Source organism: Beggiatoa alba B18LD, from assembly GCF_000245015.1.
Lineage (GTDB): Bacteria > Pseudomonadota > Gammaproteobacteria > Beggiatoales > Beggiatoaceae > Beggiatoa > Beggiatoa alba.
Window position 1 is genome coordinate 1,956,634 of the sequence record NZ_JH600070.1, and the last position, 23,253, is coordinate 1,979,886.

19 protein-coding genes are annotated in these 23,253 nt (G+C 42.8%); 5 read left to right on the plus strand and 14 right to left on the minus strand.

Features of this window, described 5'->3' with window-relative positions:
* Window positions 1-453: 453 nt before the first annotated feature.
* The 3 genes from BEGALDRAFT_RS07955 to BEGALDRAFT_RS07965 form a co-directional block, all read right to left on the minus strand.
* Entirely contained in the window at window positions 454-693 is a 240-nt protein-coding gene (locus BEGALDRAFT_RS07955; protein WP_002685492.1) for a hypothetical protein, read from the minus strand.
* A 121-nt stretch (window positions 694-814) separates the two neighbouring features.
* Entirely contained in the window at window positions 815-2,299 is a 1,485-nt protein-coding gene (locus BEGALDRAFT_RS18145; RefSeq protein WP_002685494.1) for a glycoside hydrolase family 26 protein, read from the minus strand.
* 246 nt (window positions 2,300-2,545) lie between these two features.
* The gene (locus BEGALDRAFT_RS07965) at window positions 2,546-5,428 is read right to left on the minus strand and encodes a DUF349 domain-containing protein (RefSeq protein WP_002685495.1); all 2,883 of its coding nucleotides are present in this window, start codon (window positions 5,426-5,428) and stop codon (window positions 2,546-2,548) included.
* Between the two features lie 447 nt (window positions 5,429-5,875).
* Between BEGALDRAFT_RS07965 and BEGALDRAFT_RS19170 the strand changes: the two genes are divergently transcribed.
* The 3 genes from BEGALDRAFT_RS19170 to folE2 all read left to right on the plus strand — a co-directional run bounded on the left by BEGALDRAFT_RS19170 (window position 5,876) and on the right by folE2 (window position 9,103).
* Entirely contained in the window at window positions 5,876-6,043 is a 168-nt protein-coding gene (locus BEGALDRAFT_RS19170) for an Rpo12/RPC10 RNA polymerase subunit family protein (protein ID WP_002685496.1), read from the plus strand.
* Window positions 6,044-6,292: 249 nt separating this feature from the next.
* Window positions 6,293-8,209, plus strand: coding sequence for a 1-deoxy-D-xylulose-5-phosphate synthase (gene dxs, locus BEGALDRAFT_RS07970; protein ID WP_002685497.1), 1,917 nt, complete (start codon window positions 6,293-6,295; stop codon window positions 8,207-8,209).
* Between the two features lie 75 nt (window positions 8,210-8,284).
* Window positions 8,285-9,103 (plus strand): GTP cyclohydrolase FolE2, encoded by an 819-nt coding sequence (gene folE2 / locus BEGALDRAFT_RS07975; RefSeq protein ID WP_002685498.1) that lies wholly within the window; start codon window positions 8,285-8,287, stop codon window positions 9,101-9,103.
* Between the two features lie 462 nt (window positions 9,104-9,565).
* Here folE2 and BEGALDRAFT_RS07980 read toward each other — a convergent pair whose 3' ends face one another.
* On the minus strand, window positions 9,566-10,750 hold the full coding sequence (locus BEGALDRAFT_RS07980; protein WP_002685499.1) for a hypothetical protein: 1,185 nt from the start codon (window positions 10,748-10,750) through the stop codon (window positions 9,566-9,568).
* A gap of 172 nt (window positions 10,751-10,922) precedes the next feature.
* On the opposite strand from BEGALDRAFT_RS07980, the gene BEGALDRAFT_RS07985 reads away from it, so the two are divergent.
* Both BEGALDRAFT_RS07985 and BEGALDRAFT_RS07990 read left to right on the plus strand, forming a co-directional pair.
* Complete coding sequence (locus tag BEGALDRAFT_RS07985; protein ID WP_002685500.1) at window positions 10,923-12,356, plus strand: TldD/PmbA family protein; 1,434 nt, start codon at window positions 10,923-10,925, stop codon at window positions 12,354-12,356.
* On the plus strand, window positions 12,356-13,684 hold the full coding sequence (locus BEGALDRAFT_RS07990) for a TldD/PmbA family protein (RefSeq protein ID WP_002685501.1): 1,329 nt from the start codon (window positions 12,356-12,358) through the stop codon (window positions 13,682-13,684). The genes BEGALDRAFT_RS07985 and BEGALDRAFT_RS07990 overlap by 1 nt, the downstream gene beginning before the upstream one ends.
* Before the next feature lie 57 nt (window positions 13,685-13,741).
* On the opposite strand, the gene metW is transcribed toward BEGALDRAFT_RS07990, so the two are convergent.
* From metW to nifH, 10 genes are all read right to left on the minus strand, one after another.
* A complete protein-coding gene (gene metW / locus BEGALDRAFT_RS07995) occupies window positions 13,742-14,350 on the minus strand; it encodes a methionine biosynthesis protein MetW (RefSeq protein ID WP_002685503.1) in 609 nt (202 codons plus the stop codon).
* Window positions 14,351-14,364: 14 nt separating this feature from the next.
* Window positions 14,365-15,501: a homoserine O-succinyltransferase MetX gene (gene metX / locus BEGALDRAFT_RS08000; RefSeq protein WP_002685504.1), complete on the minus strand. Its 1,137-nt coding sequence runs from the start codon at window positions 15,499-15,501 to the stop codon at window positions 14,365-14,367.
* A gap of 192 nt (window positions 15,502-15,693) precedes the next feature.
* Window positions 15,694-16,470, minus strand: a complete 777-nt coding sequence (locus BEGALDRAFT_RS08005) for a 4Fe4S-binding leucine-rich repeat protein (RefSeq protein WP_002685505.1) — start codon at window positions 16,468-16,470, stop codon at window positions 15,694-15,696.
* 53 nt (window positions 16,471-16,523) lie between these two features.
* The gene (locus tag BEGALDRAFT_RS08010; protein WP_002685506.1) at window positions 16,524-17,033 is read right to left on the minus strand and encodes a flavodoxin; all 510 of its coding nucleotides are present in this window, start codon (window positions 17,031-17,033) and stop codon (window positions 16,524-16,526) included.
* 123 nt (window positions 17,034-17,156) lie between these two features.
* Complete coding sequence (locus tag BEGALDRAFT_RS08015) at window positions 17,157-17,426, minus strand: DUF6129 family protein (RefSeq protein ID WP_002685507.1); 270 nt, start codon at window positions 17,424-17,426, stop codon at window positions 17,157-17,159.
* A gap of 3 nt (window positions 17,427-17,429) precedes the next feature.
* Complete coding sequence (locus BEGALDRAFT_RS08020; protein ID WP_040294915.1) at window positions 17,430-18,152, minus strand: dinitrogenase iron-molybdenum cofactor biosynthesis protein; 723 nt, start codon at window positions 18,150-18,152, stop codon at window positions 17,430-17,432.
* Window positions 18,153-18,382: 230 nt separating this feature from the next.
* Window positions 18,383-18,607 carry a putative nitrogen fixation protein NifT gene (gene nifT / locus BEGALDRAFT_RS08025; RefSeq protein ID WP_002685511.1) on the minus strand — a complete coding sequence of 75 codons (225 nt, stop codon included), beginning with the start codon at window positions 18,605-18,607 and terminating at the stop codon, window positions 18,383-18,385.
* Window positions 18,608-18,734: 127 nt separating this feature from the next.
* Window positions 18,735-20,300, minus strand: a complete 1,566-nt coding sequence (nifK, locus tag BEGALDRAFT_RS08030; protein WP_002685512.1) for a nitrogenase molybdenum-iron protein subunit beta — start codon at window positions 20,298-20,300, stop codon at window positions 18,735-18,737.
* Window positions 20,301-20,441: 141 nt separating this feature from the next.
* Window positions 20,442-21,923, minus strand: coding sequence for a nitrogenase molybdenum-iron protein alpha chain (gene nifD / locus BEGALDRAFT_RS08035; protein ID WP_002685514.1), 1,482 nt, complete (start codon window positions 21,921-21,923; stop codon window positions 20,442-20,444).
* A gap of 147 nt (window positions 21,924-22,070) precedes the next feature.
* A complete protein-coding gene (gene nifH, locus BEGALDRAFT_RS08040) occupies window positions 22,071-22,967 on the minus strand; it encodes a nitrogenase iron protein (protein WP_002685515.1) in 897 nt (298 codons plus the stop codon).
* Window positions 22,968-23,253: the final 286 nt, after the last annotated feature.

Sequence of the window (23,253 nt, forward strand, 5' to 3'; positions counted from 1 at the left end):
AATTTTTTATTCTTTTAACCTGAGTTCAGCGAGTTTCTGTTAAAAAAACAACGATTTGTCTGAATCAGAATTCACAAAATTTTCAGAATTAGCAGAATTAAAAAGCATGATTCATCTTACTTTTTGGTTTAAGGGTTTTAAATTCTGCTAATTCTGTTAATTCTGAAAATCCTGATTCAGACAATGTTGTAATCTTTTCTGGTGAATCTTGATGAAAAAAAAGAGAATAATCTCTGCCAGTCCGTCAACCCTTTTCGCGTGTTCCAACAGACCTGCTAGGTTTTGAAAACCTAGCAGGTCTCTGTTTTATTTTATAAAACTCGCCGAACTTAGGTTCTTTTAATTTTCTTGTCTTTTTAATTCTGAAAATTCTGATTCAGACAATCTTTTAATCCTGAAAATTCTGATTCAGACAAACTGTTGTCTTTTTAAAAGAATCTCGCAGAACTTAGGTTATTTATTACCCTCCGATTTCATCCATGCGCACAACGTTTGCCAATCCTCAGCATGGACGATTTCTTCTTTATCATCATCAATAATAACAATCACGCCCTTCATTGTTGCCTCAGGTAATAATTGAATAAAATCCTGAGCCAATGCCAGACTGTCAAAAACAACTTGTTTATTTCCTATTTCTCCCACAGGACGTGCGACTTTATCTGACTCGGCAATATGCCATAAAGAAAATGTCATGAATGCTTACTCCCAATTCACAAACGATAAACACAGCTCATAAAAAAAGGATACTATCAATATCAATAGTATCCTTTGACTCATACTAATGCGTTAAACATCAGTAAGGTACACAATTGTGTTATTTACGGATAAAAATCCCAACACCTGAGCGGAATAAATCTTCTGTAAACATATAAGTTAAGTAACCATCATGACCAATCCGCCAATTCACCAGACGATTACCGATTTCACTTTCTGTTTTACTCCAATCAAACCAACTAATCAGCTTAATTTTGGGATACAGTTCTCGATAAGTTGGGTCAAAGACTTGTCGCCACCATAGTTGTTTAATCAATTGCTCTTCGTCTGCGCCTTGCCCATCAGGCACAAATAACGCGGCTGTTTCAGGAATTGCTAACGGTTTATTCTTTCCTTCAGCATAAATACCATAAAAATCAGGAACAATACTCTCATCACCTGAGTAGCCTACATATCTTCCTGTTAATTGAGCGATAAATTTGCCATGCTCAGGAATTTCATTTTCACCCCATGGATAAGCACTTCCCCAGTGGTATAAACTCATGCCCACCCAATCTACCGCGTCATCCCCTGGATAATAAGGTGCGTAAGAATCATCGGCTTTATCTAATACACCATTACCATTGGTATCTAATAGATGAAAATCGCTTGCAGTTGGTTTTGCTTCATAAACGCCCCCTGTAAATGGATAACCACCACCGTTATTTGGGGCCCACAGCATAGCTGAGTTTGTCGTCACACGATGTATTGCTTCCGCGATAGCACGGAAAGCACGAATATATTCAAGAGGTTGTTGCGACCATGAATACCAAGAACCATTCATTTCATGTGCAAACCGCACTAAGACAGGCACACCCATATCGTTATAGCCTTTAAGCCGTTGCGCGAGTTTTTCTGCTTCCTCTGCCGTAACAACGGATAAGCCTGCATGAGGTTCTAACGTCAGAATCATCATTGCGCCTGTACCCGTATTTTTAATTTGTTCAATACTTTGGTCTAACCATTGACCATCTTCATCAGAAATGGGAAAGGTTTCAAAACGAACAAACGCATTGAGGTTTAAGCCGAAACTGTCATTCGTGCCTTGTACGCTTGCATTTGTCCAGTCAATATTTGCGCCAAAATATGCGCCTGTTAAAGGCTCTAAACGATTTAAACGAACTTCTTTCAGGTGTACTAAGGTAAATGTGTCATCGCTACTTTGTGTTAATAATGCTTGATAAATCACATTCGCTTCAGGAATATCGACAAAAGGCACTAATAATTGCACCTGTCCTGTAATGTCATAAACCACTTTAGCGTGGCAAGATTCTATATCTGGCCATGGGTTAGGGGTAGCGACGGTTGTCGCACTGTTATCAACCGTAAAAACAAATGGGTCTGCTTTGGTCAACTGTAGCCGCATTTGCATAACTTCATCACGGGTTTTATCCACAAACGGTAAAATCAAGGCTTGTTCACTTAAAGAATAAGTGGCACGTCCTTCACAAGGAAACGCCTCTGCGTATTTCGCTTGGATTTGAGGTGAAATACTGCATAAAGGGACAAGTAACATGATAAAAAAAAGAAACTGATTATTTTTCATGCAAGGGTTCCTTCTGTAATTAAGGTCAAGAGGAAAATAGCGTTAGAAATATTTTTCTAAATCGATTTTTATTAAAGTCAGGAAGCATGACTGCCATAAATCCTACCCCAACTATTTATAATTTATGTAAGCAGAATTAAAAAAACCATCTGCCTTAATGCGTGACCACTTAATGAAGTATCGCATGTGACAGATGGTTTTAAATAACTTATATAATGAACCTAATCAACTAGCAATCCATTGATTTTAACGTTGATTAGCATAGAACGCTTCTAAAGCATGATAAAAGCGTTGTTCTAGTTTTAAAGCCGCATCGCCTGCTGTTGCGCCGCTTAAATGCCATGCACGTTCAATTTCTTGCACTTCTGCAAATTTATCAGTTTGTGCTTGTGCTTCGCCACTCATCACTTGAGACAAACGAGCAACTTGATATGCCATCCGTGCTTCTGCTGCTTCTGGGGGGGAGGGAATACCTGCTAAAATTTCTAAGCGTAAACATAAAACGGCTTGTGCTTGTAATACCGCAGGGTCATAAACCTGTTTACCCGTTTTCACCATATCATTAGCATTAGCAAAACGCACTGTAATAGCTTGCTCTAATTGCATATTTTCTAAAGTCGCTAGTGCTTGCCATTGTGCTTGAGCCTCGGCAATTTGACTGTCTGCATCAATAATTTCTGCACGTTCTAGCTGTATGCATAAAACTGCTTTGTCACGAAGTAGTTGCAATTGCGCACGTTTTTCAGACAATAAGTGCGCTTGGTATTTCTGTTCGACCTGTTTACATGCCTTTTTATAACGGTCATCTAAATGGTCTTTCTGTTTCTTGGGCACTTCACCCGCATCATGCCACTCTTTTTGCAATTTTCTCAGTTGTGACATTGCATCTTTGATGTCGTCACCTTCTGCTTGAGCTAAGGTTTCGATTTTCTCGCAAACGGCTAATTTTGCATCAAAATGAGTTTGTAACTCTTTCTTGAAGGCTTCTTGCTTTTCTTTCCGACGTTCAAAAACCACATCGCAAGCACTACGAAAGGCTTTCCATAATTGCCGTTCGCGCCCGCGTGAACCCGGTACGCTAACATGCCATTCAGCTTGTAAACGTTTTACTTCGTCTATGGCTTTTTCTACATCATCATAGGTTTGTGTGGCTTTGACTTTTTCAATCAAATGCTCACGACGGCGTTGATTGTCCTTGCGCTCCTCATCAAGATATTTCTCGATGTTGCCCATGGTTTTTTCATAACGGGTGGAAATGACTTTACGGGCTTTACGATTCGTTGGACCTAGCTGTCGCCATGCTTTATCGATATCACGAATGGTGTTGTAAATTTCTTTCCAGTTTGGGTTACGCCAATCAATTTGCGCGGCGAATGTTTCTAACTGGTCGCAAAGTGTTTGCTTTTCTTGGTAATTCTTTTCACGCTCACGGGCTTGCTGTTCAAAATGTTCTTGGCAAGGTTTGTAGGCGGTATTGCAGGCTTTATTAAACCGTTCCCACAGCGATTGAGGATAGCCATGTGTTCCAAGACTTTTCCACTTTGCTTGGGCTTCGCGGATTAAGCGGGCAGTGACTTCGGGATCATCATCGGGGTTAGTGGCTAATTCTTCCATTTCTGCGCATAGTTGCTCCCGCTCCACGTTGTCGCCCCAACGTTCCCAACTGTGTAATTCACGGATTTTTGCAGAAATGCCATGCAGCCGTGTTTCTAAATTTTTGTTGCGATTGAGCAATCCAGGATTTTGTTGGGCAAGGTCTTTCGCTTGTTGCTCTAAGGGCATCGCTTTGTGTAATTCACCTGTTTCCAAAGCGGTTTCAATATCCTTGAGGATTTGTTTCAGCGTTTTTACGGCTTGCTCACGATGTTCGTTTTGTTCTTCCATAGAGGTTTTCAACGCTTTGACAGTGTCATTAAAACGGGTGTTAAGGGTTTTCAACAGCTCAGGCTTGTTGGCGGGTTGGCTGACAGCATTCCATGCTGTTTCTAATTCTTTTATCTGTTGCAGTTTAAACGTACCCAGTTGGTTTAACAGGGCTTGTGCTTGATGTAACGTCGCTTCAAGGGCTTGTACTGTTCCTATGAGGGCTTGTGCAGTTTGCTGATGTTTTTGGGCGGTTGTCAAGGCTTGTTTAAAACGGTTTTGCCATTGTTCTTCTTCATCAGCGGGAAGGCTGGTAATGGCATCCCATTGTAGGATTAAACCATCCAACGTTTGCCCAATTGTGTCGGCGCGAGTTGGTTCAGTTTCTAAACAGTTAATCAGGTCTATCAGTTGATTGTATAAGGTTTGTTTAACGTCACGTAGCGGTAAATAGGCGGCTTCACGCTCACGTAATTCTGTTTGAGTTTGTTGGTATTCTTGAGAGTTTTGCAGAAAACGTTGTTCTGCTTGTTGATAGCGTTCGTTATACACGCTATCGGTTTCTGCCTGAATGGCTGACCAATCACCTTGTAAACGTTTAAACTCAGTGTCGTTATTTTGTTCCCACGCTTTGGCTTTGAGGAGAAGTTCTAGGCGACTGCAAATCCGTTCGGCTTCGGCTTTAATTTTGGCGGGGCGTTCACTGGCTTCAATGAGGGCATCTAAACGCCCACGCATGAGTTGGCTGATTTTTTTATCTTTATTCCGTAGTGCTTTAAAAACACGCTCTAGGGTCGATTTTTGCGTAATTTTTTCTGCTGCAGCAAGTCTGACTTGATTGTCAGGGTCTTCAATGGCTAAGTCGCCACACAGGCTTTCGCGAGTCACTTTGCTCAGTGCGATTAAACGCATTTCTGCTTCTTTTGCACTACGCGCAAGCTGTTCTAGTAAATTACTGTCAGTCAGTTGATTTAACCATTGTAAACGGACGGTAAGCTCGATTCCGTCTTTACGACCACTTAAAAAATCTTTGAAGCGTTGACTGGCAAGCTCTTTAACTTCTTTATCAGTCTCTGTTTGCGCAATACTATCAAGAAGCGTTAAGTCTTTGAGTTTACGAACAGCTGTTAAACGTACTAGGGGCGATTCATCTTTCCGTGCAATATCGCTAATCAGTGTTAAATCAGTTAGGTCTTCAACAGCTTGTTTTCGAACCTCGGGGTTACGATGCTGCCATTTGGGTTTGATAATCTTGTCAAGAATCATGGTATCCCGCGATATGTCGTTTAAAAAACGAGTCAGGTAAGCTTGAATAGTTAAGTAGTCATGTTGAATACACGACTTTCGATACTCATTATAGGGTGTTTTGATAACGCAGATTATTGGCTAATCTAGCCCTATTCTACCTGAATAAAATAGTAAATTGCACATCTATACAGGTTTGCAAAGAAATCTTATTGTGAAGAAAATGATAGTGAGAATCTGCTCATTTATAGGTAGGTTAGGAAAAAATTTTCCTGAGCTTGTCCTTTGTCTTTGCGAATTTCATACGCTATCTTATTCGAGAATCAGTATGCATTTACTGAGATATCATCATTTATTTTAAAACTTAGGTATTTATTCTCCTTAATTTTTAAGTCGTACTTTTTGCATAAACCATCTGAATATTGGGTTATTACAACATTTTTAGAAAAGCAGAGAGAGGCAACAGTTATGGGTCGTTATGATGACGATTATGAAGGTTATGATGATGATGGCTACGATTCTGACGATTACGGGTCGGGTTTATACGTCTGTGATGAATGCGGTTTTCGCTTAGAAGCTGAAGCAGGGGAAGATATCGAATGCCCTGAGTGCGGTTATCCCATGACTGAGCAATAAAAACCCTTAAAATTGCAGTACGTTAAATCAGCACTAAAGCAATTGATAAAGATGTTATCTCAGGGAGAGGTAACATCTTTTGTCTTAATACACTTAAGACATTAATGCATAAAGCAAGGTAAAAATATTATACAATCCAAATTCCATCACTTTGCGTAACAAACCTGTAATAATTTTAGCGTGGGTATCTTGCGCAAGCGTTTGCGTATTGCCCTGAAATTAACAGCCCATCGCCTGATTGACGACTGCATGATGATTATGAAAAACACACTTCCTTTATTAGAACAAATCGACAGCCCCGCGCAATTACGCGATTTATCAGAAGAGCAATTGCCTCAACTGGCGAGCGAATTACGCGAATTTTTAATCAATACCGTGAGTCGTATTGGCGGGCATTTTTCCTCTAATCTCGGCACGGTAGAACTAACTATTGCATTGCATTATGTTTTTAATACCCCTGATGACCGTTTAGTTTGGGATGTGGGACATCAAAGTTATCCCCACAAAATCTTAACGGGGCGACGGGATAAAATGCACACGATTCGCCAACCACATGGATTATCAGGTTTTCCAAAACGCACAGAAAGCGAATACGACACGTTTGGCGTGGGTCACTCCAGCACCTCCATCAGTGCCGCATTAGGAATGGCAATCGCTTCCAAATTAGCGGGCATTAATCGTAAAGTCATGGCAGTGATAGGCGACGGCGCGCTTACCGCAGGCATGGCATTTGAGGCTTTAGAACATGCTGGCGATGTTGACGCAGACTTGCTCGTTATTCTTAACGATAATGACATGTCGATTTCCCCCAATGTTGGTGGATTATCTAATTACTTGGCTAAAATTTTATCCAGCCGTTTTTATGCCTCCGTCCGTCAAGGTAGCAAGCAACTCTTGCATCGAATTCCCACCATGCGTGAACTGGCTCGCCGTGCTGAGGAACATGTCAAAGGCATGGTTATTCCAGGGACTTTATTTGAAGAATTAGGCTTTAACTATATTGGCCCTGTTGATGGTCACGACTTATCCGCGCTTATTCCAACGCTGCGCAATATGAAAGCCCTCAAAGGCCCTCAATTTCTACATGTCATCACCCAAAAAGGCAAAGGCTATCCCATTGCCGAAGATAACCCTTGCACCTATCACGGTGTCACCGCCTTTGACCCTAAAACAGGTAAAATGGCGAAAAAATCTGCCAGTGCACCCACTTATACGCAAATTTTTGGGCAATGGCTGTGCGATATGGCAGCCCAAGATGACAAACTCATCGGCATTACCCCTGCTATGCGCGAAGGTTCTGGACTGGTCGAGTTTTCCGAAAAATTTCCCGAGCGTTATTTTGATGTCAGCATTGCTGAACAACACAGCGTCACCCTTGCTGCAGGGCTTGCCTGCGAAGGTTATAAACCCGTCGTTGCGATTTACTCCACCTTTTTACAACGCGCCTACGACCAACTGCTACACGATGTCGCCTTACAAAACTTACCCGTCCTTTTTGCCATTGACCGCGCAGGCTTAGTCGGTGCAGATGGCGCAACCCACGCAGGCACATTCGATATTGCCTTTATGCGCTGTATCCCCAACATGGTGATAATGACCCCAGCTGATGAAAATGAATGTCGGCAAATGCTCACCACAGGCTTCTTACACCGTGCAGCCCCTTGTGCAGTGCGCTATCCTCGCGGCAATGGCATCGGCATCCGTGTTGACCAAGCCTTAACCACCTTACCAATAGGTAAAGCCGAACTCCGTCGTCAAGGTCATCGAGTCGCACTTTTAGTCTTTGGAACACTCTTACAAACCGCATTAGAAGCAGCCGAACAACTAGATGCAACCGTAATTAACATGCGCTTTGTCAAGCCATTAGACAACGAAATGGTACTAAACATGGCACAACAACACGATTTAATCGTGACGATAGAAGATAGCTGTATCATGGGCGGGGCGGGCAGTGCCGTTAGCGAATACTTACACACACAAGCGCAAGTCGTGCCCGTGTTACAACTTGGCTTACCTGATGAATTTTTAGAACACGGCATACAATCACAAATGCTGGCTGATTGTGGGCTAGATGTGGCGGGTATTGTGCGCTCTGTCACCCGTCGTTTCAGTTTGATACAACCTGCAAACTACTTAACCAATGTGAGCGTTGTCGGTAAAAATTAACGGTCTCGATGCGACATTCATCGCACGATGACGCTAGCAACACCCGTTTTTTCCCCCATTAATTAATGAATTTGCATGAATAAACCGCTTACTCTAACGCCTGAGATGTTGATACCTGACACCCAACGCTACAAAGACACGCGCCAACTGGTTATTAATAAAGTCGGCATCAAATCTATTCGCCACCCCATACTTATCAGCGACCGTGCCCAACAAGCGCAACCAACCATTGCCACCTTTAACATGTACGTCATGCTTGCCGCAGATAATAAAGGCACGCATATGTCGCGCTTTGTGAAGTTACTCAATGAATTACAAACTCCATTAAGTGTCGACAACTTTCCGCATTTACTCGCAGAAATGACGACGTTACTAGAGGCTGAACAAGGATTTATCGAGGCGCAATTCCCTTATTTTGTCAACAAATCAGCCCCGATTACAGGGGTAAAAAGTCTATTAGACTACACCGTGACATTAACAGGGGAATATAAAAACGGTATGAGCACGCAAACAACACAAGTGCTTGTCCCTGTTACCAGTTTATGCCCTTGTTCTAAAGAAATTTCAGAATACGGCGCACACAACCAACGTGCCCATATTACTGTTGCGGTTAAAACGCAAGAAACCCTATGGATAGAAGAAATTATCGATATCGTAGAAGCTGAAGCCTCTTCTGAACTGTTCGGCTTGCTTAAACGTCCTGATGAAAAAGCCGTGACAGAACGCGCTTATGAAAATCCTAAATTTGTTGAGGATGTTGTACGCGATGTTGCCGCCCGTTTAAATGCAGAACCGCGTATTCTTGCTTATACCGTAGAATCAGAAAATTTTGAATCGATTCATAATCATTCCGCTTATGCGCTGATTGAACGGGATAAGCGTAATAGAATTTGAGCTGATTTACTCATCTTGTTAAGTTTTCAAGCCTGCTAATCCTGATTTAAATAAAAACGGATACCACTGCTTCAAGCGGTGTTATCCGCTATAAACCTTTATACTCAGAGCAATCATATGCTTAAACGTATCTACATTGATAATTAACCTGAGCTCGACAAGTTTCTGCTAAAGAAACAACAGCTTGTCTGAATCAGAATTCACAGAATTTTCAGAATTAAAAAGCGTGATTCGCATTAATTTCTTGGTTTAAAGGGTTTAAATCCTGTTAATCCTGAAAATCCTGATTCAGACAATGTTTTAATCTTGTCTGGTGAATCCCGATGAAAAACAGGAGAGTAACCTCTGCCAGTCCTTCAAACCTTTTCGCGTATTCTGACAGACCTGCTAGGTTTTCAAAACCTAGCAGGTCTCTGTTTTATTTTAAAAAACTCGCCGAACTCAGGTTAGATTATGTTCAGCTTAATTATTACCACTTCTCACCGAACTGGGATTAACACCTGTTTCATACTGTTGTAAAGGGATAACTTCCACATGACCCGATGTATTCACACGCAATTCAAACACCGTCCAAACATCTGTGCTTGCACTACTTAAGGCATTAGCCCCTTCTAAGGTTGGGGTAAAAATCTGCTCGCCCCCATCACCAATTTGCAAGCGAACCTCCGCGTTTGCCGTAATAATACTGCCACTCCCTGCAAAATGTTGAACCATAAAGCGATACGTTCCTGCTCGCAATTGTTTTTCACCAACTGGCGGGAAAATCGTCACAACTTCAGGCTTCGTATTACTAAATTCTCCCGTATCTAGTTGTGCAACGCTGGTTGTTTTATTGCCAAAATAGACATGAAAACGGTCTTGATCATTACTGTATGATGCGGCTAATCCGAGTTCAGGTCCTGTTAAATGTGCGTCTAAATCACGTGGAGAATCCCCCCAATTCAATTGGATACGAATTAAAGTCGGCACGTTTTCAGACACAATGGGTGTATCATCAGGCTTTGGTGTTTCGACTTCTCCGCCAGTATTTGTATCAGGATCAGGCTCTGGTTCTGTAGGCGTATCAACATCTTCCCCCCCTGCGCCATTATCGACACCATCATCAGGATTGGTTATCGCAACAGGGCGTAAATAAATATCCAATTGTGGACTTGCACCACATTGTGTATTGATTTCTTGATAGCTGGTTTCAAAATCATTTGCCGTGATTGAAATGACTTGTTGCCCTGAAGTTACGCCTTCAAACAGTACAAAGCCATTAACATCGGTGAGTTTTTCCATTTCATTAATTACAACACGTGCACCAATCAATGGGGTATTTGTCTGACTATTCATAACACGTATTGGAACAGTGACACAATTCGCGCTCATTGTTTCCATCAGCGGCACTAATTGCAAAGTCACAGGGTCAAAACGAAAGGTAATATTATAATAAGCACTGACTGTCTGCCGTACACCAGAAATCACAGGGTCATCAATCGTAAAATCGACCCGCATATTTTTGATTTGGAGCGTATTATCGCTTGTACCGACACCTTGCACATCCTGAAAACTAATCTTGGTGTCCGCATAAACAACGGTGAAAAGCCCACTACATAAACAAAGCAAAGTGGTCAGACACATTTTTAATAAGGGTCTGGATAACATAATAAGAATCCTAAAAATAGAAATAACACGATTAAATTAACTATATGGAATCTTAAAGATAATGACAAGTTATACAGAGAAATCCTTATTTAATTACTTGAATTAGTTTGATAAGCGGTTTAAAAAATTACTCAGTATTTTTATACAATTTAACTTTTAAAAAGGCAGTCCTATGCGGGAACTTTTACAACAACGGTTCAAACAACTTGCGCCGAATGTCGATTTTTGTGCATTACGCTACGTTGCGGAACACAGTGAAAAATTAAACGTGCGACAAAATGTCGCTTCTCCCCCTAAGCGTTGGATAGATACAGGCGTTATGTTCACCGTGATGCACAACGGCGGCTTAGGCTATGCAGCAACCAGCGATTTAAGCGAAGCAGGATTGCAACAAGCCTTGCAACAAGCCTGCGACTGGGCAGAACGCACACGCGGGCGTTTAGTGACAAAACTAGATACTTTGCAACTACCGCATCAACAAGGTGAATATCATGCCACCGTACAGCAAGTATGGGATAGTTTGAATTTAAAAGAAAAATATGATTTATTACAGCAAGAATCGGAATATTGCAAAATTGATGAGCGTATCGTCGACTGGGAGGCTGAATTATGGTCGATACATACCGAACAACTGTATTTAACCAATCACGGCGGTCATATTTACCAAACTTCACAACTCCTGATTCCCAATATTGCAGTCACTGCCCATGAGGGGATAGAAACCCAACGACGCAGTTTTGGCGGACAAGTCTTTGCGCGACAAGGTGGATTAGAAATCCTAAACGATATTGGTTTCTATCAAAGCGGAAAACGACTGGCTGAAGAAGCCTTGCAACTCTTAAACGCGCCTAATTGCCCCACAGAGACCCGCGATGTCCTGCTCATGCCCGACCAAATGGTGCTACAAATTCATGAATCGATAGGACATCCATTAGAACTAGATAGAATTCTCGGCGATGAGCGCAACTATGCAGGCACTAGTTTTGTGACGCTCGACATGTTTGGCACATATCAATACGGTTCGCCACTCTTAAATGTCACTTATAACCCCAGTGTTGCGGGCGAATTTGCCAGTTATCACTACGATGATGAAGGACTCCATGCCGAAAAAACTTACCTCATCCGTGAGGGGCTACTCCTCAATCCTTTAGGCGGTATCAGCTCACAAATCCGCGCTAATCACGCAGGCGTTGCCAATGCACGCGCTAGCAGTTGGAATCGTCCGCCTATAGACCGTATGGCAAATATTAATTTAGAAGCAGGCGACAGCAGTCTTGCCGATATGATAGCCAATACAGAACGCGGTATTCTCATGCAAAGCAATGTTTCATGGTCAATAGATGACTCCCGCAATAAATTCCAATTTGGCTGTGAATGGGGACAACTCATCGATAATGGTAAATTGACCCACATTGTTAAAAACCCCAATTATCGCGGTATTTCTGCCACTTTCTGGCGCAACCTCAAAGCCGTTGGCAATGCCGATACTTTCCAAGTGCTCGGCGTTCCCTACTGCGGAAAAGGCGAGCCGAATCAATTGATTCGAGTTGGACATGCAACACCTGCTTGTTTATTCAGCGATATAGCCATTTTTGGGGGCGAATAATGCAAACTTATTTTTATGCTTTAGCGGATTACTTAACCAGTCAATGCCACGCTGACGAATTCTATTTATGCAGTTATGAAGGTGAAGATTCCGATTTTATCCGTTTCAATCAAGGCAAAATCCGCCAAGCGGGCAATGTCAAACAAGCGCATCTCACCCTCTCTTTAATTCGCGGACAACGCAGTAGTCAAATTAACCTGACCTTAAGCAATGACTTTGCAAGCGATAGTGTGCGTTTAAAAAGCACCTTGCAACAGTTACGGGAACAACTCCCCTACACGCCCGACGACCCTTATTTACTCTACTCGACGACGGTTCAAAACAGTGAACGGATTGCTAACAATGCTTTACCGCGTACTAATGACGCAATCGATACCATTTTAAGCACAACGCAAGGCTTAGATTTTGTCGGTATCTATGCAACAGGAGGAATTTTTCGCGGATTTGCTAACAGCTTAGGGCAACGTAATTGGCACAGTAGCTATAGTTTTAACTTAGACTGGAGTTGTTACCACGCCCAAGATAAAGCCGTAAAATCCGCTTATGCAGGGTTTAACTGGGACAATGCCAGTTTTGCCAAAAAAATTGAATCAGTAAAACAGCAGCTTAATCGTTTAAGCTACCCTGCCCGCACCATCGTGCCTGATGAATATCGCGTTTACCTCTCCCCTACTGCACTGGCCAGTATCATGGAAGTGCTTTATTGGGGAGGATTCGGGGCAAAATCACAAAAAACCAAGCACAGCCCGCTACAACGTCTTATCGACAACCCAACAGAATACCGCTTACACCCCAGCATACATCTATCTGAAAATACAGCGGAAGGTATAGCCTCCGATTTTCAAGATGCGGGATTCATTAAACCTGCCAATGTTCCTTTGATTAAAGCGGGTAAATTTGCTAATAGCCTTGTATCGCCTCGCTCCGCCAAGCAATATCACCTCCCTGCTAATGGCGCAAATGAAGAGGAAATGCCCAACGCTTTGGAAATGCAAGCGGGCAACTTCCCACAAGCCTATATACTCGACGCATTAGAGACAGGGATTTATATCAATAATCTCTGGTATTTAAACTATTCAGACCGTCCCGCAGGACGCATGACAGGCATGACCCGTTTTGCAACTTTCTGGGTAGAAAAAGGCGAAATTGTCGCCCCGCTCAACGTGATGCGCTTTGATGAAACAATTTACAATCTGTTAGGTCAACAATTGATAGCCCTGACAATTGAACGTGATTTTATTCTGGATGCAGATACTTATGACAAACGTTCTAACAACAGTATGCACTTAGCAGGGGCATTAGTGGAAGGAATGCGTTTTACGCTATAACACAGTAAAAGAAAAGGGTTGGCAGTCATAAAGGATTGCCAGCCCTAAGATAAAGGATTAATGCGCTTGTTTTTTACAAAACCGATACAGCGCAATTTCTGCAAATAAATTCGGAAAGAGACGCATCCCTGTGCGTGGGCGGTGATAACGGTCAACGGCAGCTCGTTGTAAAATACTTAACCCCAATTCATCGCATAATTTTTCGAAGTCATACAAGGTACATAAATGAATATTTTCCGTGTTATACCATGGATTTGGTAACGCTTCTGAAACAGGCATTCGTCCCCCAAAAAATAAAGATAATCGACATTCCCAATGCCCAAAATTGGGAAAGGCAATAATGCCTTCTTGTCCAACTCGTGACATTTCTTGCAATAATAAATCAGGGCGATGAATGGCTTGCAAAGTCTCCGACATAATTACGTAGTCAAAACTGTTATCCGCAAAATCTGATAACCCTTGATTTAAATCGGTGTGAATGACATTCACGCCTTTTTCGATACAGTGGACAATTTTATCGTCATCAATTTCTAAACCGTATCCCGTTACTTGACGCTCATCGCGTAATCGCGCCAATAATGTGCCATCACCACATCCTAAATCTAATACATGCGTATTAGGGCGAATCCATTGGCTAATTAAGGCTAAATCTGTGCGTAGCTCCATGAATGTTTCCCCCTTTAGAGTGCAATACCTTGCATATAAGCACGGAAAATCTGTTGATAATGGGGGACAGGCATTAAAAACGCATCGTGTCCATCGTCTGCCTTAAATTCGGCATAACTCACTTGTTTTTTATTGTCTAATAAGGCTTTAACTATCTCGCGGGAACGGGCGGACGAAAATCGCCAGTCGCTAGTGAAAGACGCAATGAGAAAGTGCGCTTTTACTTTTGCAAAGGCTTGGGCTAAATCGTGATTGTATTCACTAGCGGGGTCAAAGTAATCAAGGGCTTTGGTCATCAATAGATAGGTATTGGCATCAAAACGGTCAACAAAAGAACGTCCTTGGTAGCGGAGATAGCTTTCTATTTGAAACTCGACATCAAAACTAAAATTGATTTTTCCCTCGCGTAATTCACGCCCAAATTTAGCCCGCATGGAATCATCAGATAAATAGGTAATATGTCCAAGCATCCGCGCTAACATTAAGCCCTGACGGGGAATGACATGGTGTTCGTAATAATGTCCCGCGTGAAAATCAGGGTCGGTCATAATGGCTTGGCGGGCAACTTCGTTAAAGGCGATATTTTGCGCGGATAATTTAGGCGCGGCGGCAATGGCGATACAGTGGCGTAAGCGTTCAGGATAGTCTATTGCCCATTGTAAAGCCTGCATTCCGCCTAAACTTCCTCCAATGACCGCCGCCCATTGTTGAATGCCTAAAGCATCGCTTAAACGCGCTTGTGAATTCACCCAATCACGAACGGTGATAATTGGAAAGTCAGGACCATAGGGTTTACCTGTATCAGGGTTAAGACTCACAGGCCCTGTTGAACCTTTGCAACCACCTAAATTATTGAGACAAACGACGAAAAAGCGAGAGGTGTCTATTGGTTTGCCAATGCCAATCGCGTTATCCCACCAACCTGGTTTTTTATCCTGTTCGCTGTGGTAGCCTGCGGCGTGATGGTCACCGCTCAATGCGTGGCAAATCAACACTGCATTAGAACGGTTCGCATTTAATTGCCCGTAAGTTTCATACACAATATCGTAGCGCGGCAAGGTACGCCCACAATCTAACGTTAAAGGCGCGTCAAAATGGAGCGTTTGCGGCGTTACTAACCCAACGGAATCAGAAGGAAAAGTATCTGCCATTTAACCAAATGTCCTGTTTTTATAGGAAGTAATGAACAAAAGCCAGCCTAAAGCTGGCTATACACTTATCATTATAAACGGACAGGGCAGGAGTATCTTAGGAAAATAATGACAAACTAATGACAAGTACGCGAGAAAAACGGTTGTTAGTGATGATGCACTATATTTTATCCGCGTCTAACAGAGAAATAATTAGGCTTTTGGATGGTTAGCCGTATTGGCTGTTTCTAAACGGGCTTTTGCGGCTTCAACAACATCGGGTTCAACATCATTAAGTAGTTTGTGTACAACCGATAAAGGCGCACGTTGTGCTGCTAAATAGCGCACTGTCCAGTCAGTATCTTTAAATAAGAGTTCCGCAGATTCGGGGTCTATGCGTTCAGCAACAATACGACGGACTTCGACTTCTGGATCATCAACCATGAGTTCTAAAGTCACTGTTGGCAAGCGTTCAGCGACTGCTTGACGCACTAAACGGTCTTTATCGTACATCATGCGAAACAGACGACCAACGGGCAAGCGGCGTGCGACATAAACACGCACCATATAATCAGGATCAGTCGCAAGAGCTTCTAATCTATCAGCGGGCAAGCGGTCAGCAACGGTAATTCGTACTTCTCGATCAGGGTCATGTATGAGTTGTTCTAAGCCATCTTCGAACGGAATGCGGGCAGCGACAGCGCGGCGCACGGTCTCATCTTCGTCATTGATGAGTTCTTTTATCCGTGCTTGGGGAATATAACGCACAATAATTGCGCGGGTTTCCCAAAATGGGTCTTGCATGTAATCAACAGCTAAATCAGGATTAAAACGGAAAAAACGGTCGATTTGTCGTCCGCTTTTGACGTTAACACAAGCATCTCCCGGCTTGCATTTCTCTGTTGCTAAACGCGCTTGATGGTGGCATAAGCTGCAATCAGCACGGGGGGTTTTGTCTTGTTCTACTGCGCTTGTTGGTAAAGTCATCATGATTCGGCACAAAAGTGCATAAACTAACTGTTTATGCACCTTTACTCATTTAATTAAGCACCTAAATCAGCGCGGATTTTTTCAATCCATTCGCTAACGCGCTCGTCAGTCATATCCGCTTGGTTGTCTTGGTCTAAGGCTAAACCGACAAACTCATCATTGACAACGGATTTAGATTTGGTGAAGTCATAGCCATCAGTAGGCCAGCTACCGACTAATTTTGCACCGCGTTCTTTAGCTTTTTTGTAGAGGATAATCATGGCATCAACGAATTCATGACCATAGCCATCTTGGTCGCCTAAACCGTAAACAGCAACCACTTTGCCAGTAAGGTCAACTTCATCTAATTTGGGTAAAAATTCTTCCCAAGTTGGCTCTAATTCGCCATCTCCTAAGGTTGGTGTCCCTAAAATCAGAGAATTATATTTTGCGAGGTCTTCAGCAGTGGCTTTGGCGACGTTGTGAATATCGACAACACCTTCACCGAATTTTTTGGCAATGGTTTTAGCAACTTTGCGGGTGTTGCCTGTGTCAGTACCATAAAAGAGACCAATTGTTCCCATGTGTTTTTCTCCATTATCAATATAAATATTGCGGTCAGTTTTCTTAACGGATGCAAATCTCTGATTTTGCCTTTCTATAAATCTTTATGAGGCTTCTACAGTTAGTTTTGTATCAACAGCCCGTTAGTCATCAGCGATGACTTCGGCTAATACGATACCTGTCGCAGATTCAAAATCACGTGTTAATTTTAAGCAATGTTCGCGACCATCAACTAAATAAACATTAAACCCCTTACGCTCCATCACTGGAGCAGGGGTTGTAATGTCATCATCCATACAATAGGTAAAATGCAGATGCGGGTAGGCTTGCCGTAAAGTAGTCAAGACTGCATCATCAAGCCCTTGTAATTCTACTTGGAGGGCAATTTGTTCTGCAATATCGGGAGTGAGCATAGATTATTCTTCCTCTAGCTCTAGCATGAAGCGTTTCCGATCTTCAGGTGATACCCCCATTACTTTGGCTAACCATGGGGGAGGGGCACTTGCAAGGATGGCTTTTAAATCTTCTAAAGCAGGCAAGGCTTCTCCGCCGTCGGGCATTTTGATGGGGTGTATGCCTGCTTTTACGACTTTAGCGGCTGCAGGTCCGCCAATAGAGGCAACATACATCACATGGCAGTCGCTAATTAACTCTGCACGAAATGCGTTTTTATCTTCAACTTCTTCGGTCGGCGTTGTTGAGCGAATGTCAACTAAGCGTATTTCATCTTTAGAAACTTGATAAATGAGGAAGCGATTGCAAGAACCGAAATGTCCATCTAGTTGTGTCGTGGTGTTGGAAGCACAGGCGACGCGAATGGAGTTAGGCATATCGCCTTCTTGATAAGCTTGTACGGTCGGTAAATCGCTTTTAGGCTCGCTATCTGCTTCGCCTTTTAAGATGTGAACTGCATTTTTAAGCGCGTCTTGGCTTACTTCGTTCAATTCGCCATCCGCAGCTGTTTTTAAGTCCTTGACTTTAATCCCCGCTAATTTTTCTTCTGTGATAGGTAGTCCAATACAGGAGATTAAAACCGTCATTAAACGACGAGGGTCTGTATCGGGTAACGCACGAGCGGCTAAACCAATCCGCAAGGCAATTTCACGAGTAATCGGGGAGGAGTTATCAGTTTGAGTCATGATAGTCACCACTGGACAAATACAGTTTTCTATGGGACAGACACGCAAATCATTAGGTTCATCTTTATCCGCACATAAACATAACACGGATTATTAATGTCTAACGACTCTTAATCTATTGCGTTGACAGGACAGACAGGTAGGTAATCAAGATAATGCAAGCATCAGGAGCAGTAAAGAAGACTACTATCTATCCCTATCTGTTGCTAAAGCAGTCGATAAACTATTGTTTAGTCATCTGCGCCATCAACACGTTTAGCTCTTACTGTGATGGGAAGCTTTAACTCAGACATTGGCGGAATGTGGTAACGAGAACCATCACTCAGGCTCACTTCACCGCCCCATTGTTCAGGACCATTAAATTCCATTTCTACGATAGTTTCTTCTAAATCTTTTTTAGCGACGTAAAAACTGATATTGCCTTCGGCGTTTCTTCTAAGCATTACACTGGGCATTGAACTTTCCTTAATGATCTTAGTCAGGTAGGGATATTATTGTTATATATATTTGTCTATCGTGACAGGTCTAAACAAATTAAGGTGTGTTGACAGGGTTATCAACACACCTTAGCAGATTACAACATTAGCGGACTAAGTCATAGTTGTAGTCTGTTGTACCCATACCACGGGTTTCTTCATCGAGGCGTACCATGACTTCATTGACGATAGTAGTCAACATGTACATAGCCCCTTCGTACCCCATGGTTGTCATACGGTGTAAGTGATGACGGTCGAAAATGGGGAAGCCAATGCGAATGAGAGGAACTTCAAACTCTTTGCCTTTGAAGAGGGTATCGCGTTGGATGAATTTACCGTAAGAGTTACCGATCATGAAATCAGGTTTCTTGGTGAAGACTAAAGAACGCATGTGCCATAAGTCTTTGCTGATATGGACTTCACAATCTTTGCCATAAGGAGATTCATCAAGAATTTTTTGTACTGCTTTTGCCCAACGTTTGTTGGCGTTGTTGCACAGAATGTGAATAGGCTCAGAACCAATTTCTAAGAGGAATTTGGTTAAACCTAAGGTGAAGTCTGGATCACCCCAAATGGCGAATTTTTTGCCATGTAACCAAGTATGAGAGTCCATCATCATGTCAACCAAGCGACCACGCTCTTTGGTTAAAGAGGCAGGAATTGGCTTGCCAGTGACTTCGGAGATTTTCATTAAGAATTCGTCGGTCCACTCTAAACCCATAGGAATGTTGAGTTTAGGAATGTCATGTTGCCATGTGTTTTCGACGTATTTCTTGGTTTTTTCTAAGTGCCAAGGTTGTAACAGAATGGTATTGATAGCATTAGGCGCGTCTTTAATTTCTGCTTGGGTGGTGCCGCCAGCATACATGCGGAATTGACCATCAGCAGGGGTATCTAACACTTCGGTTGGATCGCATAACATGGTGTGTTGAACACCCATTTCGTCCAGCATACGGTGAATGACGCGATAGTTACCTAAGTAGGTTTCAAAACCGGGAACAATGTTTAATTTGCCATTGCTACCGACTTGTTTGCCTTCCATGTAGTTTAAAGTGAAGTAACGCGCAATCCCTTCAAACATGTTATCCCAACCTGTCAAATGGCTACCGACAAAGCTAGGGGTATGAGCGAATGGGGTGGGGTATTCTTGAGGAACACGACCATCTTTTTTCGCGTTATTGATGAATGCGTTAAGGTCGTCACCAATGACTTCAGCCATACAGGTTGTGGACACTGCAATCATATCTGGTTTGTACAGTGCTTTCGCGTTTTCCAAACCCGCAAACATGTTCTTTTGACCACCGAATACGGCTGCGTCTTCCGTCATGGAGTCAGAAACACATGCAATAGGCTCTCTGAAATGACGATTGAAGTAAGTACGGAAGTAAGCAACACACCCTTGAGAACCATGAACATAAGGTAATGTTTTTTCAAAACCTAATGCGCATAATACCGCCCCTAAAGGTTGGCAGGCTTTGGCAGGGTTGACAGTCAACGCTTCACGTTTGAAGTTAAGTTCTTTGTACTCTTCAGACGTTGTCCAATCAAAGACTTCTCTGATTTTTTCGGGGGAGTAAACTTCTTCGTAGGTCTTCTTACGAGCGAGGTTATCTTTATACTCGTCGTCGCGGAACAAAGGATAGCTGGGTTGGATTTTTTCAACGTTCTGCATGATTAAAGCTCCACCGCACTACCAATCTGTAGATACGGTCTTGAAAGATAACAGGTGGGTAAACCGACTAGCGTAATGGGCTTTACCCTTTACTTCTTTATAAGGTGGGAGACAGTTAAAACTGCCTCCCAAGTTTCCAAATTAACCGTTTACAGCCACTTTTTGCTCGGCTTCAACAGTATTCGCCCAAGGAGCGTGTAACTTGTTCCAGCAAGGGTTATTCAGGGTCATGTCCATATCGCGTGCGAAAATGGCAAAACCGTCATAACCGTGGTAAGGACCAGAGTAATCCCATGAGTGCATTTGGCGGAAAGGAATACCCATTTTTTGGAAAATGAATTTTTCTTTAATCCCAGAACCAATTAAATCAGGTTTGATTTTCTTGACGAACTCTTCAAACTCAAAGCCTGTTACGTCATCATATAACAGCGTTGCGTCGCCCATCTCTTTGATGGTACGGTCATAGTCGTCATTGTGTGCGAATTCATAACCAGCACCGACAACTTCCATGCCTAAATCTTCATAAGCACCGATGGTGTGACGAGGACGTAAACCACCGACGTATAACATCACTCGTTTGCCTTCTAAACGAGGACGGTATTTTGCAATCACTTCGTCCATCATGCCTTGATAGCGGGCAATAACACGCTCTGCACCTTGTTTAATCTTGTCATCAAAGAAGGAAGCAATTTTGCGTAAGGATTCAGCAATTTTGGTAGGACCGAAGAAGTTATACTCAACCCATGGAATCCCATACTTCTCTTCCATATGACGGGAGATGTAGTTCATGGAGCGGTAGCAATGTAACAGATTGAGTTTAACCTTGGGGGTTAATTCCATTTCTGATAAAGAACCGTCACCAGACCATTGAGCAACAACACGTAAGCCCATTTCTTCTAACAGGGTACGAGAAGCCCAAGCGTCACCACCGATGTTATAGTCACCAATCACGGCGACATCATAGGGTGTACCTTGGAAAGAGGTATCTTCATCACGGCGAGGTAATACCCAGTCACGGACTGCGTCGTTTGCAATGTGGTGTCCTAAAGATTGGGAAACGCCACGGAAACCTTCGCAACGGACAGGTACAACGGGTTTATTGTATTGCTTGCCTTTTTTCTTAGAAACGGCTTCGATATCGTCACCGATTAACCCGATAGGGCATTCGGATTGAACGCTAATCCCTTTGTTTAAAGGGAATAAGGTTTCGATTTCATCGATTAACTTGTCTAACTTTTTGTCACCGCCGAAAACGACATCTTTCTCTTGGAAGTCAGAAGTAAAGTTCATGGTTACGAAGGTATTAACACCTGTTGTACCGATGTAGTAGTTACGACGACCTGCACGAGAATATTGACCACAGCCAACAGGACCGTGAGAAATATGAATCATGTCCTTAATCGGACCCCACACCACCCCTTTAGAACCTGCGTAAGCACAGCCACGAATGGTCATCACGCCAGGTAAAGATTTTTTATTGGAGGTGATACATTTATTGGATTTTTCCAATGAGGTGTCGTTGACAGCTAAGTGTTTAGCACGATCTTTCTTAGCGTCTTCGGGATAAACTTCCAACACCTCTTTGATGAGGGCTTCGGTTTCTTCGCGTGTCATTACTGTCATGACTTTCTCCTGATTCCCGCCACCACCAATCTGTAGCACCGCGGGAGTGAATGGAATTCGATACTTAATTTTATGAAGGGTTGTAGGGTGTTATACGACTCTTCCCAAGACTAGGAAGAGTTCCACCCTACAAAACAGACTCAAATATTAACCAGCAGCGGCAGCTTCAGCAGCTAATTCAGCAGCGGTTTTACCAACAATGGTTTCGTCTTCTACTTCCATAATACCGAAGTCCATCAGGAGTTGTTCTAACTCGTCCATGGTTAACGGGGTAGGAATGACTAATTTCTTGTTGTTGATGACTTTTTGAGCTAATGTACGATATTCGTCAGCTTGTTTAGCTTTAGGATCGTATTCAATAACGGTCATACGGCGAATTTCAGCGTGTTGCACAACGTTGTCACGAGGAACGAAGTGAACCATATGGCTGCCTAAACGAGCAGCTAAGGCTTCAATCAGTTCGTCTTCACGGTCGGTGTTACGGCTGTTACAAATTAAACCAGCTAAACGTACGCCACCAGAGTTTGCATATTTAACGATACCTTTGCAGATATTGTTAGCGGCATACATCGCCATCATTTCGCCAGAGCAAACAACATAAATTTCTTGGGCTTTGTTTTCACGGATGGGCATAGCGAAGCCGCCACACACCACGTCACCTAATACGTCATAAAACACGAAGTCGAGTTCTTCATCATACGCGCCTTCTTCTTCTAAGAAGTTGATGGCGGTGATAACACCACGACCAGCACAACCAACTCCCGGCTCAGGACCACCTGATTCAACGCATTTGATACCGGCATAACCGACAGATAATACGTCTTCTAATTCTAAATCTTCGACTGTACCCGCTTCGGCAGCCAATTGCATAACGGAGGTTTGAGCTTTAGAGTGCAGAATTAAACGAGTGGAGTCGGCTTTAGGATCGCAACCAACGATCAACACTTTTTTTCCTGCTTCAGCCAGAGCGGCTACTAAGTTTTGGGTTGTGGTGGATTTACCGATTCCACCTTTACCGTAAATTGCACATTGACGTAACGCCATTTTGTAGTTCTCCTTAAGAATAATGAGAGAGGGACTTGATTGTCGCAATCTCTATATGGCAATCAGTGTGCCAATTTAAAAATAAATATTAACTACATGTTTTATATCTATTTTTATGTGGAATGACTGCTGTTTTCCTAGGTAGGATGTACTACAAAGCAAAATATGTATTGTATGTTTGATTACAAAAGCCAACATAACAATGGATTATTGGTTTTTATAGGCTTTTGGGTGGGTTTTCAGGTCTGCAGGGCTTGTAGGGATGTGCGACAAATGTCGCACAGCG

Coding starts and splice junctions, on each gene's coding strand:
- nifH (WP_002685515.1), bottom strand. CDS start 22,967: ATGGCGTTACGTCAATGTGCAATTTACGGTAAAGGTGGAATCGGTAAA.
- folE2 (WP_002685498.1), top strand. CDS start 8,285: ATGAATAAACCGCTTACTCTAACGCCTGAGATGTTGATACCTGACACC.
- BEGALDRAFT_RS18145 (WP_002685494.1), bottom strand. CDS start 2,299: ATGAAAAATAATCAGTTTCTTTTTTTTATCATGTTACTTGTCCCTTTA.
- BEGALDRAFT_RS07965 (WP_002685495.1), bottom strand. CDS start 5,428: ATGATTCTTGACAAGATTATCAAACCCAAATGGCAGCATCGTAACCCC.
- BEGALDRAFT_RS08005 (WP_002685505.1), bottom strand. CDS start 16,470: ATGATGACTTTACCAACAAGCGCAGTAGAACAAGACAAAACCCCCCGT.
- BEGALDRAFT_RS07985 (WP_002685500.1), top strand. CDS start 10,923: ATGCGGGAACTTTTACAACAACGGTTCAAACAACTTGCGCCGAATGTC.
- BEGALDRAFT_RS07980 (WP_002685499.1), bottom strand. CDS start 10,750: ATGTTATCCAGACCCTTATTAAAAATGTGTCTGACCACTTTGCTTTGT.
- nifD (WP_002685514.1), bottom strand. CDS start 21,923: ATGACAGTAATGACACGCGAAGAAACCGAAGCCCTCATCAAAGAGGTG.
- BEGALDRAFT_RS19170 (WP_002685496.1), top strand. CDS start 5,876: ATGGGTCGTTATGATGACGATTATGAAGGTTATGATGATGATGGCTAC.
- BEGALDRAFT_RS08010 (WP_002685506.1), bottom strand. CDS start 17,033: ATGGGAACAATTGGTCTCTTTTATGGTACTGACACAGGCAACACCCGC.
- BEGALDRAFT_RS08020 (WP_040294915.1), bottom strand. CDS start 18,152: ATGACTCAAACTGATAACTCCTCCCCGATTACTCGTGAAATTGCCTTG.
- dxs (WP_002685497.1), top strand. CDS start 6,293: ATGATGATTATGAAAAACACACTTCCTTTATTAGAACAAATCGACAGC.
- BEGALDRAFT_RS07990 (WP_002685501.1), top strand. CDS start 12,356: ATGCAAACTTATTTTTATGCTTTAGCGGATTACTTAACCAGTCAATGC.
- metX (WP_002685504.1), bottom strand. CDS start 15,501: ATGGCAGATACTTTTCCTTCTGATTCCGTTGGGTTAGTAACGCCGCAA.
- nifK (WP_002685512.1), bottom strand. CDS start 20,300: ATGCAGAACGTTGAAAAAATCCAACCCAGCTATCCTTTGTTCCGCGAC.
- nifT (WP_002685511.1), bottom strand. CDS start 18,607: ATGCCCAGTGTAATGCTTAGAAGAAACGCCGAAGGCAATATCAGTTTT.
- BEGALDRAFT_RS07955 (WP_002685492.1), bottom strand. CDS start 693: ATGACATTTTCTTTATGGCATATTGCCGAGTCAGATAAAGTCGCACGT.
- BEGALDRAFT_RS08015 (WP_002685507.1), bottom strand. CDS start 17,426: ATGCTCACTCCCGATATTGCAGAACAAATTGCCCTCCAAGTAGAATTA.
- metW (WP_002685503.1), bottom strand. CDS start 14,350: ATGGAGCTACGCACAGATTTAGCCTTAATTAGCCAATGGATTCGCCCT.